This is a genomic window from Microbacterium rhizomatis (assembly GCF_008710745.1).
GTDB classification, from domain to species: Bacteria; Actinomycetota; Actinomycetes; order Actinomycetales; family Microbacteriaceae; genus Microbacterium; species Microbacterium rhizomatis.
In genome coordinates, this window is record NZ_VYSA01000001.1 from 1001437 (window position 1) to 1016518 (window position 15082).

The following is a 15082-nucleotide window of genomic DNA, read 5'->3' on the forward strand; positions in this document are numbered from 1 at the left end:
GACAGCCAAGTCTGCCCTCGTCGGGTCGTACGCTCCGGCGCCCTGTGGATAACTACGTATCCGACCGCGTTCAGGCGGTCGTGCGCTCCTTCTCTTCGACGGCGCGCGCCCGCTCGAGCTCGTCCGTTGCGACCTGAACGCCGACCTCGGCGCGGCGCACGCGCCGCTGCGCGAATGTCGAGGCTCCGAAGCGGGCCCGCACGCGATCCGACTCCTCCTCAACACTCGTGACGATGTAGGCACCGGCGATCAGGATCACCTGCGCGCTGAGGTTGAGCCACAGCAGGAGGGCGATGAGGCTTGCGAACGACGCCAGCAGGGGGTTGGACGACGCTCCCCCGATGAACAATCCGGACAGCTCCTGAAGAACCGTGAGCCCGAGCCCACCGAGCAGTGCTCCGATCCACAGCGCCCGAGCCGATGCACGGACACCCGAAAGGGTACGGAACAGCGCGGCGATCACGACGGTGTCGAGCGCGAATACGACGAGGATCGACACCAGACGGGTGCCGACGACAGCTGCCGGAGCGGTCGACGAGAGCCCCAGCCAACCGTTGATCAGACCGACTCCGGCGGTGGCGAAGAACGTGACGGCCGCCGCGGCGACGAGGGCGGCCCCGATGACGATCGCGAGCAGAAGATTCCGGAGGATCACCCAGAGGAAGAAGGCGTCATCACTCGCCGTGTCGGCGATGGATCGCAACGCCGCTCGCAGAGATCCGATCGCCCCGATGGCCGCGCCCACCAGACCGATGATCGACACGATGGTGGCGATCGTGAGCCCTGCGGGCGCCTGGATGCTGGTGGGGTCGATGATTCCGCCCTCACCGACGAGACCGGGGATCGCGCCGTCGACCGCGTCGACCAGAGCCGTCAGCGCAACGGGATTGCCGGCGAGCCAGAGGCCGGCGAGCGAGAACCCGAGCAGCACCCCGGCGAACACGCTGAACAGCGTGCGATACGTGACGCTGTCGGCGAGCATGGGCCCACGATGTTCGCTGTAGAGCAGGAAGGCGCGGACGGCTTTGAGTCGCAGCGCCCGAGCCGTGATGCGTGCGATGAGGTTGGCCATTGCGCCACCCTACCGAGCGCGCTCGCTGCCCCTCGGCCACTTGACAGCGTCGCGCGACAGCGCCGCTCTCAGCCGGACAGCCGATTCGGATCAGGAATCCAGCACCTCGAGCCGAACGCGCACGGGGCCTCCGTCGACGAGTGCCTCCGCATCCCGAACGGCCTTCTTGAGCGGCAGGACATACGCACCGTGACCCGATCCGGGGAAGATCGATGTCTTCCACTCCGAGCGCCCTATTCGCGCCACGACGCGGACGGATCCGAAACCCCGGTACGGGCGGGGGATCTCGCGGATCGCTTCACTGAGTTCGAGCGGGAGGGAGGTGAAGAACCAGGCGGCGTCTGCGCGCGCCTCCCACTGGAATATCTCGCCCTCGAACTCCACGATCATCGCGGGCCGACGATCACTCGGCCACCGGCTCGGGGCCGGGCGGCGCCCAGGATGTGGTGCCGGCATCAGGACCGTAAGCCTGCGTGCGCCGGCGCCAGGCCGCACCCTCGGGCCAGCTCGCGGCGAATGTGGTGCCTACCCTCCACACCCGGCGCCAGAGCCCGCGCTGAGTGAGCAACGGTCGAGACGACACCGGCATCTTCAGCGTGGGGTCGTAGCGGATGCCGTCGGAGGGGCGCAGCTGGATCGTCAGGTCGAGATCGTCGTGGATGCGCGCGTTCGTGCGATTTACCCGGTCACGCACGTGCTCCCACACCGCGGCGCGCATCGCGAAGTTGGACCCGAAGATGAGTGGTTGGCCCAGCCACTTCTGGATCCAGTAATGGCCCCCGCCGATGTACCAGTGCTCGCCGAGGTAGTGCACGACGGGGTTGGAGCCGTAGAACTCGGCGGCGCCCGTGAGGACGCCGAGCCGCGAGTCGGCGACGAACGCCCGCACCAGTCGTGCGATCCAGTCGGGGTGGGGCCGCGAGTCGGCATCCATCCGCGCGATGATGTCGGTCTCGCCGACCGCTTCGTCGTACCCGCGCGCGGCGGCGGGCCAGATGCCGACCAGCGGCTCATCGAAGACCTCCGCGCCGTACCGTCGGGCGACCTCGGCCGAAGCATCCGAGCTTCCGTTGTCGACGACGATGACGCGGTCGGCGGGATGGGTCTGCGCCGACAGCGCGACCAAGCATGCCTCGAGGAATTCAGCGTCATCTCGGCACGGGATCACGACCGTGACGCGAAGCTCCAGAGACACGTTGTTCACCCTACTCGTCTGCTCTCGGGCGGGACGCGGGCGCGCGGGAGCGTGACGCGGGTGCTCGTCCGCCCCGCGATCGGCCGGCCCGGCGGAGTCACCAGAGCGGGTGGATCGCCTCGCGCAGGAGTCGGTCGTACACCTCGTGCACCGCCACGTCGAACGCCGCCAGGTCGATGGCAGTGCCGGTGTCTGCGTCGAGGAGAGCACCGGCATCGGCGTTGGACTCCGCCTGCGCGACGTTGCGCGCGCCGGGGATCACCGTCGTCACGCCCGGTCGAGAAGCGATCCATGCGAGGGTCGCCGCGGGGAGCGATACTCCCTCCGGCAGGCTCGCGGCGAGAGCCGCAGCGGCTTCGAGGCCCACGCCGTAGTCGACACCCGAGAACGTCTCGCCCCGGTCGAACGCCGCTCCCTGGCGGTTGTAGGTGCGGTGATCGTCGGCGGAGAAGGTGGTGGATGCGGTGTACCGGCCCGACAGCAGGCCGGACGCGAGCGGCACGCGGGCGAAGACCGCGACGCCCGCCCCGGCTGCCGCGGGAAGCACTTCGTCGAGGGGCTTGAGCCGGAACGGATTGAAGATGATCTGCACGTTCGTCACCCCGGGGTGCGCGATCGCGGCGAGCGCCTGCGCGCACGTCTCGACCGACACGCCGTACGCCGCGATCGCTCCGTCGGCGACGAGATCGTCGAGCGCGGCGAACGTCGCGTCGTCTTCGATCACCTCGGTGGGCGGGCAGTGCAGCTGCACGAGATCCAGCGTGTCGACGCCGAGGTTGCGGCGCGAGCGATCGGTCCAGTCGCGGAAGTTCTGCGCGTTGTAGTTCTCCGCCAGTTGCGGCAAGCGCCTCCCCAGCTTCGTCGCGACGGTGATGCCGTGCCCGGGATTCTGCGCGAGAAAGCCGCCGATGAGCGATTCGGAACGCCCGTCGCCGTAGACGTCCGCGGTGTCGAAGAGCGTGACGCCGCGTTCGATCGATGCGGCGAGTACGGCCGTGGCGTCCGCCTCACTCACCGAGCCCCAGTCGGCGCCGAGCTGCCACGTGCCGAGGCCGATGGCAGAGACGTCACGGCCGGTGCGGCCGAGCGGGCGATGCTGCATGTGGTGCTCCCTTGATGAGTGCGTGATGCGTGTTTACGGATGGATGGTGACCGGCGTGCCGAGCGGGAGCGCGGCGAGTTGGGTGATCGTGTCGGGGTCGACGCGCAGGCATCCGTTGGACACGTTGCCGGACCGCTCGTCGTGATAGTGGAAGGCGGTCACCGCGACGTCGGCACCGGCGAAACCGTCCATGGTCGGCGACTGGGTGGAGAGGTACACCAGCGGGTAGCCCCGCGTGTAGAGGAACGACTGCTCGACGCGCGTCGTCATGATGAATGCGCGACCGTGCGGCGTCGGGGTGGCGTCCGCCCCCCACCCGAAATCGGTCGCGATGCGCTGCGGGATGCCCGCTCGGACGATGTCGATCGTGCGGGCCGAGATGTTCACTTCGACCGATGCGTCGAGCGGTGCGACGACGACGTCCTGTGCGCGAAGCCACCCGGTGATCTGGGCCGGATCACCCTGCGACGGCACAGCCTGACGCCCGGCGAGCAGTACGTGCACCCAGTTCGCCTGTCGTTCGATGATGGGCACAGTGGTGCCGCCGTACGTGTAGTCCGCGGGCAGGTAGGCAACGGGCTGGCCGAGCGGATCGGCGAAGACGGGCGCGCCGGCGGCCCGGGCCGTGGCGTCCTCACCCGTGAACGCCCCGTAAGGGTCGGTGTCGACCGGAAGGGCGGGGATCACCGCGAAGACGTTCACCTGCGGGAGCGTGCCGAGGTCGTAGGCGCTTTCGTTCGCGGGGTAACCGGTCGCCGTCGGGCTCGGAGTCGGCGTCGGTGTCGCGGTGGCCGTCGGCGTCGGGCTGATCACGGGCGCGGATGCTGCGGATTCGCCCGGTCGCAGCATCCACACCGTCACCGCCCCGACCCCGATGACGGCGACGAGCGCGGCCGTGATCCAGATCGCGCGGCGTCCGCGCGGCCCGCTCGGCGCGTCGCTCTGCTCTGCATCCCCCACGTGCCCATCGTCGGCGCACGCGGCGGTTCGCGCAACTCGGCGCGCTTCAAGGTCTGGGAGGCGGGGCTCCTCAGTACTCGAAGACCAGGCGGGCGAGGACTTTGCCGGAGAGCACCTCTGCCATCGCATCGTTGACCTGCTCGAGGCGACGGGTCTCGGCGATGATCCTGGTGCGGCCTGCCGCATGCAGGGCGAAGACCTCGGCGAGATCCTGACGGGTTCCCACGATCGAGCCGATGATCGAGATGCCCTTGAGAACGGTCTCGAAGATCGACACGGTCATCTCTTGATCCGCCGGCAGAGCGACGCAGATCAAGCGGCCCCCGCGATTGAGGGAAGAGAACGCCTGCTCGAACACGCGTGGCGACGCCGCGAGCACGAGGGCCACGTCGGCACCGCCGAGATCACGGATCGCGGCGACGGGGTCCGTCTGCGCCGCATTGACGACGTCGTCGGCACCGAGTTCACGGGCCAGCTCGAGCTTTGCGTCCTCGACATCGACGGCGATGACCGACCCTCCCATGATCCGCCCGTACTGCACGGCGAGGTGACCGAGTCCGCCGATCCCGAACACGGCGACCCTTTCGGTGGGAACGATGCGGGCGACCTTCAGGGCCTTGTATGTCGTCACTCCGGCGCACGTGAGCGGCGCGGCATCCATCGACGAGACGCCATCGGGGACGGGGACGGCGTACTTGGCGCTCGCGACGGCGTACTCCGCGAATGCCCCGTCGACCGAGTAGCCGCTGTTCTGCTGCTTCTCGCACAGCGTCTCGCGCCCGTCGATGCAGTATCGGCACTCGCCGCACGCGTACCCGAGCCACGGGATCGCGACCCGCTCCCCCACCGTGCGCTCGATGACCCCGTCGCCGAGCTTCTCCACGATGCCGACGCCCTCGTGCCCGGGCACGAACGGCGGAGTGGGCTTGACCGGCCAGTCACCGTGCGCGGCGTGGATGTCGGTGTGGCAGAGCCCGCTCGTCTCCAGACGGACGAGGATCTGTCCAGCGCCCGGTTGCGGGATGTCGCGCTGCTGGATCTCCAGAGGGGCGGTGAACGATGTGACGACGGCGGACTTCATGGGTGACTCCTTCGACGCGCGTGCGGGACTCGGTGTCGGCGTGAGCACGCTGGTCCCGCCGCTCTTCGAGCCTGTCGCCTTGAGGAGGCGGCGGGCAGGGCCGAAAGTCCCTCGCAAGCCGGGTCACGGATGCTCGGGCCTGCCCTCTCATGACGGAGACGGGGCCTCAGATCATCCGCATGGAGTGGTCAGCCGATCCGAAACTCATTTGAACGGTGGGCGGAACACTCTTCTTACCGAGTACGGAGCCCTCATGCGCGGTGAGAATCACGAGGCATTCGCCGTCTGACCACACTTCGTCAGATTCGATAGCAAGGAGTCTGCTCTCGGCGAGGATCCTTTCCCGGATCTGATCGCGGAGCGCATGTGCGGCGATCGGGGAGGACGCCTCGACGATGATCCCGAGAGTAGAGCCGTCTTCTCCAGACCGGGTCGTCCATGCAGAGGCACCCAACCCGTCATCGCCCGGCTTGTTCGTCGTTCTCCACGAACGTTCCTCGGTTGTGTCAACGATCACCAACGACGTCGTGGTCCACGCGTTCTCGACGAGAACCCCGGAAACGCGTTCGGGATCGCGAAGCCCATCCCGAGACAAGGCGACGTCGAGCACGGGTGCCAGATCTTGGAAACAGAGCAAGAGAGTTCTCCTCACGGCCGCCCACGTCGGTGACATCCCGAATAGCAGCGCAACCCATGGCGGATACCACCAAAGATGCCTCTTCTCATCGAACGCATCGACCTTTGGTCGTATTGGTCGCGGAGGGAACGATCACGAGATCGCACGCACCGGCTCGCAACCGGGCGGGGTTAAGACGAAGAAGGGCCCGCGTCGCGGACCCTTCGCCGTTTCTGTCGGGATGACAGGATTTGAACCTGCGACCCCTTGACCCCCAGTCAAGTGCGCTACCAAGCTGCGCCACATCCCGAGGCCCGCACCTGAGCGCGGACAACTCCCCTATCTTAGCCGGTCGTCCGCCACCCTGTGAAACCACGCTCGACGAGCGCTGTGCAACGCCTTGCCCATGTCGGCACCCGTGGGTAGCGTCGGCCCATGCCAGACATCACGATTGCGCCCGCCACCGCCGACCGCAGCGATGACGCCGAGCACGCCCTCACCGGCGGTGGCGATGGCGCGAGCTGCCGCTGCCAGTGGTGGACGATCACCAACGCCGAGTTTCAGGCGGCGTCCGTCGACGACAAGGCCGAGATGCTCCGCAGCGAGATGAGGGCCGATCCCCCACCCGGGCTGATCGCGTACGTCGACGGCGAGGCCGCGGGCTGGATCCGCGTCGGTCCCCGTGATGCCCAGCGCCGCATCGCCCGCACCCGTGAGTTCGCCGACGCCACGCAGCCGTGGGACGATCCTTCGATCTGGGCGGTGTCGTGCTTCGTGGTGCGCAAGGAGTACCGGGGCATCGGGCTCAACGCGCGCCTGCTCGCGGCCGCCGTCGATTTCGCACGTGCACACGGGGCCGCGACCGTCGAGGGCTACCCGATCGACACCTCCGTCGGCAAGAAGTCGCCCAACAACCTCTTCCGAGGCGTGCTGTCGGTGTTCGCCGACGCGGGCTTCCGCGAGGTTGCGCGCCCCAAGCCCGACCGGGCGATCGTGGCGCTGCAGCTCTGAAGCGTTCCGCGGAAGCCGGCCGGCAGCGTCCTACGATGGACGGGCGCCCGCTCGCCAGACACCATCGCGCACAGACCTATTCGCCCACAGAGGAGTCCTGTGACCTCGTCGTCCGCCTCCGCACGGGTCGACGCATGGCTCTGGGCCGTTCGCATCTACAAGACCCGGTCAGCCGCGACGTCGGCATGCCGGGCCGGGCACGTGCGGGTCAACGGAGAGCGTGCGAAGGCCGCGCAACCCGTGAAGATCGGCGACGAACTGCGTGTGCGGATCGCCGGATTCGATCGGATGCTCGTCGTGCGTGCCCCCATCAGCAAACGCGTGGGCGCCGCCGTCGTCGCGACGGCGATGGACGACCAGACGCCTCCGCCGCCGTCGAAGGAATCCATGCCGTTCGTTCCGGTGCGTGACCGAGGAGCAGGACGCCCGACCAAGCGCGAACGCCGCGACATCGACAAGCTGCGCGGGCGCGAGGACTGACGCTCAAGCGGGCCAGCGACAGCGACCGGCTCAGAACAGGTCCTGGCCCCACGCCGCCCCGCGGACCGTGGCGCCCGCCGCGCTGACTCGCTCGGCGAGCCCGCGGTCGCTCGTGACGACGGTCACCGTGCGACCCGCGGCGACGAGAGAGACGGTCTCGGCCACGATGGCGTCGTCACCGGATGCCTCAGCCCGAACGACACGGACGGCCCCGGTCGCATCCGCGACCCCTCGTGCCGCGCCTTCGACGACCGCGACGATCTCGGGGTACCACGCGGTTGCGGGCAGGCCCAGGGCTGCCGCATCCACTCCCCCGGCGTCAAGCGCCTCGAGCCGGGCGATCACGCGCGCGGCCGCGCCGGCGCGATCCTTCCACCAGCCGTCGGGGACCGACCCCATGACGTTCGCCACATCGACGACGATCGCAGGTCGGACGGCGAGGAGCGAACGGAGCGCCGCCCACGAGTTCGCGAACCCCGGGTGCAGCGGAAGATCATCGACCTCGCCGACGGGCACCCAGGCCAGGGCGTGACTCTCGGGGTCGCTGATCACCGGTTCGAACGGCGTGACGACATCGCCCACGAGCGTGGTGTAGGTCCAGACGTCGAGGTCGAGCACGCTGACGAAACGCGGTGCGATCGCGGCGTCGGGCACACCGGCCTCCTCCGCCGCTTCGCGGAGGGCCGCGGCACGCGCGGATTCGTGCTCGTGCCGCGCACCGCCGGGCAGCGCCCAGGTGTCACCGAAGTGGCTCCACGACACCCGGTGCTGCAGCAGCACGCCGCGCGCGGGGTCGAGCGCGAGCAGACCGGCGGCGCCGAACCGCCCCCAGTATCGTTCGCCGGTCGGCGCCACGACCCACGCGTCACCGGGGTCGCGCGGGCCGAGTGGGCGGCGCGGTTCCCCGGGGGCGGGCGGCTGGATCGTCACCGGTCCAGCCTTTCACAGCACGGGCTCCAGACCGCATCCACCGCCATGTTCCGACTCATGCCTCAGCGCGTGCGGCGCTCCCGTACGCGCATGTTGACGACGATGGGCGTGCCCTCGAAGCCGTAGATCTCGCGCAGGCGGCGCTGGATGAACCGGCGGTAGCCGGGGTCGAGGAATCCGGTCGTGAACAGCACGAAGGTCGGCGGGCGCGTGGAGGCCTGGGTGCCGAACAGGATGCGCGGCTGCTTGCCCCCGCGAAGGGGGTGCGGATGCTCGGCCACGAGCTCGGAGAGGAAGGCGTTGAACTTGCCGGTCGCGATGCGCTGGTCCCACGACGTCAGCGCGGTCTCGAGCGCAGGGACGAGCTTCTCGAGGTGACGCCCGGTCTTGGCCGAGATGTTGACCCGGGGCGCCCACGCGACGTGAGCGAGATCCTGTTCGATCTCACGCTCGAGGTACCGACGGCGATCCTGGTTCTCCATGTCGTCGTCGAGCAGGCGGTCCCACTTGTTGAATGCGAGCACCAGCGCGCGACCGGATTCGAGCACCATGTCGATGATGCGCACATCCTGTTCGCTGACCGACTGCGAGACATCGAGGACGACCACGGCCACCTCGGCCTTCTCGAGCGCGGCCGACGTGCGCAGCGACGCGTAGAAATCTGCGCCCTGCTGCAGGTGGACACGCCGACGGATGCCTGCGGTGTCGACGAGCTGCCACAGCTTGCCGCCGAGTTCGACGATCTCGTCCACCGGATCGCGGGTCGTGCCCGCGAGCTCGTTGACGACGACACGCTCCTCACCCGCGGCCTTGTTCAGGAGCGAGGACTTGCCGACGTTGGGACGACCCAGGATCGCGACGCGTCGCGGCCCCCCGATCTCGTACGAGGCGACGGCCGAAACGGCCGGCAGCACCTTCATGACCTCATCGAGGAGGTCCGCGACACCGCGGCCGTGGATAGCCGAGACCGGGTACGGTTCGCCGAGGCCCAGGTTCCAGAGCGCGGCGGCCTCCGGCTCGTGACGGGCGTCGTCGATCTTGTTGGCGACGAGGAACACCGGCTTGCCGCTGCGCCGGAGGAGCTTCACCACGGCCTCGTCGGTGGATGTCGCGCCGACCATCGCATCGACCACGAACAGCACCACGTCGCACAGGTCGATCGCGATCTCGGCCTGCGCCGCGACCGACAAATCGATTCCTCGCGCGTCGGGCTCCCATCCTCCGGTGTCCACGAGCGAGAACCGCCGGTCCATCCACTCCGCCTTGTACGTCACGCGGTCGCGCGTCACGCCCGGGGTGTCTTCGACGACAGCCTCGCGGCGGCCCAGGATGCGGTTGACCAGCGCCGACTTGCCCACGTTGGGGCGACCGACGATCGCGACGACCGGCAGTGCGGGCAGGTATTCGATCCCGTCCAGACCGCGTTCGTTCATCTCGAGCAGCGCGGCGTCCGCCTCGTCGAGCTCGTAGTCCGCGAGGCTCGCCCGAAGTGTCGCTGCGCGCGCCTCGGCGAGGCCCTCGTCCAGCTCGGCCATCTTCTCGACGAGTCGGTCAGGACCGCCCTCGTATTCGTCTTCAGCGCCCATAGCGCGCTCCTGTCTCCGTGCGGACCACCTCGAGGATGGCGTTCACGGTCTGTTCGAAATCCAGTGTCGTCGAGTCCACGACGACCACGCCGGGTGCGGCGGTCATGAAGTCCACGACGGTCGAGTCGGAGGCATCGCGCCGCCGCAGCGCCGCAGCGACCGTTGCAGCGTCCTGCGTCGTGACCTCTGCGCTGCGTCGCGCGGCACGTACCTCGGGCGAGGCGGTCAGCAGGATGCGCACGGGCGCGTCCGGCGCGACGACGGTGGTGATGTCGCGTCCCTCGACGATCACGCCGGGTTTCGCGGATCCGGTCGCAAGGCTTCGGAAGAGCGACGTCAGCGTCGCGCGTACTTCGGGCACGCGGGCGACGCCGCTCACCGCATCCGTCACGCGGGGCTGCCGGATCGCGTCGGTGATATCCGCCTCGCCCACCCGCACCCAGTGCTGATCGGGATCGAGTGAGATCGCATAGTCGAAGTCGGCAGATGCGGAAACGACAGCATCGAGATCCGACGTGTCGGCGCCGAGTTCGAGCGCGTGCCAGGCGAGCGCGCGGTATGCGGCGCCGGTATCGAGGAAGTCGAAGCCGAGGCGGCGCGCCGCCTCTTTGGAGACGCTCGATTTTCCGCTGCCGGCCGGCCCGTCGATCGCGACGATGATCGGCGCGAGCTCCAGGCCGGTGGTTGTCGTGGGGTCAGTCATTCGTCGTGCTCGCGATCTTCCAGCCGCGCGCCTCCAGGCCATCGACGGCGCGGCGCACCGCCGCCGGGACCACGCTGATCTCGGCGAGGCCGAACTGCGCACCGGGCGAATGCTCGAGCCGCAGGTCTTCGACGTTCACGTCGAGTTCGCCGAGCTCGCCGAACAAGCGCCCGAGCTGACCGGGCGTGTCGTCGACCATGACCACGACCGATTCGAAGCGGCGGTTCTGCCCGTGCTTGCCGGGGAGGAGCTCGACGCCCTCGTTCCCGCGCCGGATCATGTCGGCCACCGATCGGCGAGCGCCCGGCGCCTCCGGCGCACGCAACGCGTCGGCCACGGCGGACAGATCGGCGGCGAGCGCGTCGAGGACGTCGACTACGGGCTCGGCGTTCGCGCCGAGGATCTGCACCCAGAGTTCGGGGGCGGACGCGGCGATGCGCGTCGTGTCGCGCACCCCTTGACCGGCAAGGCGCAGCGAGCCCGCCGGGGCGTCTACGAAGCGCCCGGCCAGGAGGCTCGCCACGAGCTGCGGAACGTGCGAGACGAGGGCGACCGATCGGTCGTGCTCCTCCGGCGCCATCTCCACGGGGGTGGCGCCCAGGTCGAGAGCCAGGCCCTCGACCAGCGTGAGATCGGCCGCAGGCGTCTCTTCGTCGCGGCAGACCACCCACGGGCGTCCGACGAAGAGGTCGGCGCGCGCCGAGATCGCGCCGCCGCGCTCGCGACCGGCGAGCGGATGCGACCCGATGTAGTGCGTGAGGTCGATGCCTCGGGCGCGGAGTTCACGAAGGGGTTCGAGCTTGACGCTCGCGACGTCGGTCACCACGGTGCCGGGATAGGCGGCGAGCTCCCGCGCGATGACGGCGGCCGTGACGTCAGGCGGCACGGCCACGACGATGAGCGACGGCCGATCGCCGGCGAGCGCCGCGCGCCCCGCCCCGTAGTCGATCGCGAGGCGGAGTTGAGCGGGTGAACTGTCATCGAGGACGACATCGACGCCCAACCCTCGGAGGCCGTGTCCGATGCTCGAGCCGAGCAGACCGGCGCCCACGATCCGCACCGTCCCGGTGGTCCGCGGCGCGAGCGGTGCGCCGCCGGCGACCGGAAGGCGGGATGCCGGCTGGTCGGCGCGCGCGGAGACGCCGGTCGTGTCGGTCACTGGGTCTCCTCGTCAGGCGGCGGCGAGTCATCAGCCGCCCGGCGCGCGAGGGTGAGCAGCGCGCCGCGCTCCACTTTAGTCAACTCGCGGGCCTGACCGACTGGGAGACTTCCCAGGTGGAGGGGGCCGAACTGGCGACGGACCAGTTCGACGACGGGATGCCCTACCTCGGCCATCATCCGACGCACGATGCGGTTGCGCCCCGAATGCAGCGTGAGCTCCACCAGCGATCCGGTGCCCCGGTCCGAGCTGGACAGGAGGCGGGCCTTGTCTGCGGCGATGGGGCCGTCCTCGAGCTGCACTCCGCGGGTGAGCGCGGCGATCGTCTGCGCGGTCACTCGACCGTCCACCTTTGCGATGTACACCTTCGTGACCCCGAAGGCGGGGTGGGCGAGGATGTGGGCCAGTGCCCCGTCGTTCGTGAGGATCAGGAGCCCGCTGGTATCAGCATCCAATCGTCCGACGTTGTAGAGGCGCTCCTCCCAGTCGGCGGTGAACTGGCGCAGATCGGGACGACCGCGGTCGTCCTTCATCGAGCTGACGACACCGGTGGGCTTGTTGAGCACCACGTACCGCATGGTGGAGTCGAACTGGATGGCAGTGCCGTCGACGTCGACCAGGTCGGTCGCGGGATCGACTCGGGTGCCGAGCTCGTCGACGACGACACCGTTCACCCGCACGCGACCCTCGACGATGAGCTGTTCGGCCACGCGGCGCGATGCGACGCCGGCGTTGGCGAGTGCCTTGTTCAACCGGACGCCGTCAGACCCCCGCCCATCGCCCGAGGGCCCCTCGGTTACTGAACCTGCCGAAGACTCGCTCATCGCACCACCAGATCGTCGAAGCCGTCCGCGCCGTCGTCCAGGAGCGGTGAGATGTGCGGCAGCTCGTCGAGCGAGTTGATGCCGAGATTCGTGAGCAAGGCGTCCGTGGTGCCGTAGTTGATCGCACCGGTCTCGGCGTCGGTGAACACCTCGGTGATGAGCCCCCGCGCGAGAAGCGTGCGCACCACCGAGTCCACGTTGACCGCACGGATCGAGGCGACCTGGCTGCGGCTGACCGGCTGCTTGTACGCGATCACCGCGAGCGTCTCGAGCGCGGCCTGCGAGAGCCGCGACGGCGCCTGCGTGTTCACGAACTCGGTCACCAGGTCGTCGTGCTCTGCGCGGACGTACAGACGCCAGCCTCCGCCGACCTCGCGCAGCTCGAATCCGCGACGCGGCCCGCCGGCCAGTCCGTCGTAATCCTCGACCAGCGCCTGGACCGCCTGCCGAACGGCGGGCACGGGCGCGCCGACCGCCGTGGCCAGGGCGACGAGACTCTGCGGCTCTTCGACGACGAGGAGGATCGCCTCCAGTCGCCGCGCCACCGATGCCGGATCATGCGGTCGACGCACGGCCTCGGTCGCGTCTGCGTGCGTCTCTGTCGCTTCCGCAGCAGCCTCGTTGGTGGAGGTGGAAGTCTCATCGGTCATAGTCGGCTCCCAGCGTGGCGAGGTTCTCCTCCGACCACCGTTCGGCGGTCCAGCGGAGGGTCAGTTCTCCGAGCGGCTCGAGCTGCTCGAACGACAGTGCGGCGTGACGGTACAGCTCGAGCACCGAGAGGAACCGCGCCACAAAGACTCCCGGCTGCGCGACACCGGCCACCAGCTCGCGGAAGCTCAGCGAACCCGCGGCACGCAGGAGCGTGACGACGATCGCTGCCTGCTCGCGGATGCTCACCAGCGGCGCATGCAGGTGGTCGAGGCCGACCTGCGGAATCTCTCGCGGCGTCATCGCGAGGATGGCCAGAGCGGCGAAGTCATCGGGTGTGAGCGTCCAGACCAGTTCCGGCGTGGCCCGGCGGTACTTCTCGTCGAGCCGGACAGCGCGAACGTGGCGGCGGTCCTCGGCCTGCAGCCGGGACGCGAACCACGTCGACACCTGTTTGAACGCCCGGTACTGGAGCAACCGAGCGAACAGCAGATCGCGCGCCTCCAGGAGGGCGACGGACTCCGCATCCACGAACTCGCCCTGTGGAAGAAGACCCGCGACCTTCATGTCGAGCAGAGTGGCGGCCACGACGAGGAACTCGGATGCCTCTTCGAGCTCCGCGTCCACGTCGAGTTGACGCAGGTAGCCGATGAACTCGTCGGTCACACGGCTGAGCGAGATCTCGGTGATGTCGAGCTCGTGTTTGGAGATCAGCGTCAGAAGAAGGTCGAACGGTCCGTCGAACACGCCGAGCGACACGCGAAACCCGGGGTCGGCGGCCTCGGCGGGCTCGGCAGGCTCGGCGGGCTCGTCAACCGGGGAGTCGTCAGCGACCCAGCCGTCAGGCGACAGCACCACGCGCGACCAGCTCCCGGGCGAGCCGCAGGTACGCCTGCGCGGCCGGATGCTCGGGAGCGAATTCCGTGATCGGCATGCCCGAGACCGAGGCGTCGGGGAACTTCACGGTGCGCCCGATCACGGTCTCGAGAACGTCGTCGCCGAATGCCTCGACGACGCGCTCCAGCACCTCGCGCGAGTGCAGCGTGCGCGGGTCGTACATCGTCGCGAGCACACCGTCGAGCTCGATCGTCGGATTGAGACGGTCGCGCACCTTGTCGATCGTCTCGATCAGCAGCGCGACGCCGCGGAGCGCGAAGAACTCGCACTCGAGCGGAATCACGACACCGTGGCTTGCCGTCAGCGCGTTCACGGTGAGAAGACCCAGCGACGGCTGGCAGTCGATCAGGATCACGTCGTACTCGGGCGCGACCTTCCGCAGCACGCGGGCGAGGATCGTCTCGCGTGCTACCTCGTTGACGAGGTGCACCTCGGCGGCCGAGAGATCGATGTTGGCGGGGAGGATGTCGAGCCCCGGCGTCGATGTCTCGACGATCACTTCGCGCGGATCGCGCTTGGTGTCGAGAAGGAGGTCGTAGATCGTCGGCACGTCATGCGTCTGGATGCCGAGCCCAGCCGACAGCGCACCCTGGGGGTCGAAGTCGACCGCGAGCACGCGACGGCCGTATTCGGCGAGAGCCGCCGCGAGGTTGATCGTGGTGGTCGTCTTGCCGACGCCACCCTTCTGGTTGCACAGCGAGATGATGCGTGCCGGGCCGTGGCCGTCGAGCGGCGGCGGGGTCGGGAAGCCGTGATACGGACGCCCGGTCGGCCCCATCGGGGTGCCGTCCTCAGAGACCGCCGTCGCGCCTCGTTTG

The 15082-nt window shown here is 69.1% G+C and carries 17 protein-coding genes and 1 tRNA gene; 2 read left to right on the forward strand and 16 right to left on the reverse strand.

Features of this window, described 5'->3' with window-relative positions; genetic code table 11:
• Positions 1–70: 70 nt before the first annotated feature.
• From F6B43_RS04820 to F6B43_RS04855, 8 genes are all read right to left on the reverse strand, one after another.
• On the reverse strand, positions 71–1072 hold the full coding sequence (locus F6B43_RS04820) for a YihY/virulence factor BrkB family protein (protein WP_150447727.1): 1002 nt from the start codon (positions 1070–1072) through the stop codon (positions 71–73).
• Between the two features lie 90 nt (positions 1073–1162).
• The gene (locus tag F6B43_RS04825) at positions 1163–1462 is read right to left on the reverse strand and encodes a DUF1905 domain-containing protein (protein WP_150447728.1); all 300 of its coding nucleotides are present in this window, start codon (positions 1460–1462) and stop codon (positions 1163–1165) included.
• Positions 1463–1475: 13 nt separating this feature from the next.
• The gene (locus F6B43_RS04830) at positions 1476–2267 is read right to left on the reverse strand and encodes a glycosyltransferase family 2 protein (RefSeq protein WP_246159800.1); all 792 of its coding nucleotides are present in this window, start codon (positions 2265–2267) and stop codon (positions 1476–1478) included.
• Between the two features lie 97 nt (positions 2268–2364).
• A complete protein-coding gene (locus F6B43_RS04835; RefSeq protein WP_150447730.1) occupies positions 2365–3369 on the reverse strand; it encodes an aldo/keto reductase in 1005 nt (334 codons plus the stop codon).
• 33 nt (positions 3370–3402) lie between these two features.
• Positions 3403–4329, reverse strand: coding sequence for a L,D-transpeptidase (locus tag F6B43_RS04840; protein WP_246159801.1), 927 nt, complete (start codon positions 4327–4329; stop codon positions 3403–3405).
• 70 nt (positions 4330–4399) lie between these two features.
• Positions 4400–5410, reverse strand: a complete 1011-nt coding sequence (gene adhP / locus F6B43_RS04845; RefSeq protein ID WP_150447731.1) for an alcohol dehydrogenase AdhP — start codon at positions 5408–5410, stop codon at positions 4400–4402.
• Positions 5411–5576: 166 nt separating this feature from the next.
• On the reverse strand, positions 5577–6020 hold the full coding sequence (locus tag F6B43_RS04850; protein WP_150447732.1) for a hypothetical protein: 444 nt from the start codon (positions 6018–6020) through the stop codon (positions 5577–5579).
• A 242-nt stretch (positions 6021–6262) separates the two neighbouring features.
• Positions 6263–6336: transfer RNA gene (locus F6B43_RS04855), tRNA-Pro, on the reverse strand.
• Positions 6337–6461: 125 nt separating this feature from the next.
• On the opposite strand from F6B43_RS04855, the gene F6B43_RS04860 reads away from it, so the two are divergent.
• Positions 6462–7037, forward strand: a complete 576-nt coding sequence (locus F6B43_RS04860) for a GNAT family N-acetyltransferase (protein ID WP_150447733.1) — start codon at positions 6462–6464, stop codon at positions 7035–7037.
• Positions 7038–7136: 99 nt separating this feature from the next.
• The gene (locus F6B43_RS04865; RefSeq protein WP_150447734.1) at positions 7137–7517 is read left to right on the forward strand and encodes an RNA-binding S4 domain-containing protein; all 381 of its coding nucleotides are present in this window, start codon (positions 7137–7139) and stop codon (positions 7515–7517) included.
• 30 nt (positions 7518–7547) lie between these two features.
• Here F6B43_RS04865 and F6B43_RS04870 read toward each other — a convergent pair whose 3' ends face one another.
• From F6B43_RS04870 to F6B43_RS04905, 8 genes are all read right to left on the reverse strand, one after another.
• Positions 7548–8447: an NUDIX domain-containing protein gene (locus F6B43_RS04870; protein WP_150447735.1), complete on the reverse strand. Its 900-nt coding sequence runs from the start codon at positions 8445–8447 to the stop codon at positions 7548–7550.
• A gap of 62 nt (positions 8448–8509) precedes the next feature.
• Positions 8510–10033: a ribosome biogenesis GTPase Der gene (gene der, locus F6B43_RS04875; protein WP_150447736.1), complete on the reverse strand. Its 1524-nt coding sequence runs from the start codon at positions 10031–10033 to the stop codon at positions 8510–8512.
• Positions 10023–10736, reverse strand: a complete 714-nt coding sequence (cmk, locus tag F6B43_RS04880; RefSeq protein ID WP_150447737.1) for a (d)CMP kinase — start codon at positions 10734–10736, stop codon at positions 10023–10025. Before cmk ends, der begins: the two co-directional genes overlap by 11 nt.
• The gene (locus F6B43_RS04885) at positions 10729–11895 is read right to left on the reverse strand and encodes a prephenate dehydrogenase (protein ID WP_150447738.1); all 1167 of its coding nucleotides are present in this window, start codon (positions 11893–11895) and stop codon (positions 10729–10731) included. Before F6B43_RS04885 ends, cmk begins: the two co-directional genes overlap by 8 nt.
• The gene (locus tag F6B43_RS04890) at positions 11892–12719 is read right to left on the reverse strand and encodes a pseudouridine synthase (protein WP_150447739.1); all 828 of its coding nucleotides are present in this window, start codon (positions 12717–12719) and stop codon (positions 11892–11894) included. The genes F6B43_RS04885 and F6B43_RS04890 overlap by 4 nt, the downstream gene beginning before the upstream one ends.
• Positions 12716–13369 carry an SMC-Scp complex subunit ScpB gene (scpB, locus tag F6B43_RS04895; RefSeq protein WP_150447740.1) on the reverse strand — a complete coding sequence of 218 codons (654 nt, stop codon included), beginning with the start codon at positions 13367–13369 and terminating at the stop codon, positions 12716–12718. The genes F6B43_RS04890 and scpB overlap by 4 nt, the downstream gene beginning before the upstream one ends.
• On the reverse strand, positions 13359–14225 hold the full coding sequence (locus tag F6B43_RS04900; protein ID WP_425486799.1) for a segregation and condensation protein A: 867 nt from the start codon (positions 14223–14225) through the stop codon (positions 13359–13361). Before F6B43_RS04900 ends, scpB begins: the two co-directional genes overlap by 11 nt.
• Complete coding sequence (locus F6B43_RS04905; RefSeq protein WP_150448436.1) at positions 14209–15042, reverse strand: ParA family protein; 834 nt, start codon at positions 15040–15042, stop codon at positions 14209–14211. The genes F6B43_RS04900 and F6B43_RS04905 overlap by 17 nt, the downstream gene beginning before the upstream one ends.
• Between the last annotated feature and the right edge of the window lie 40 nt (positions 15043–15082).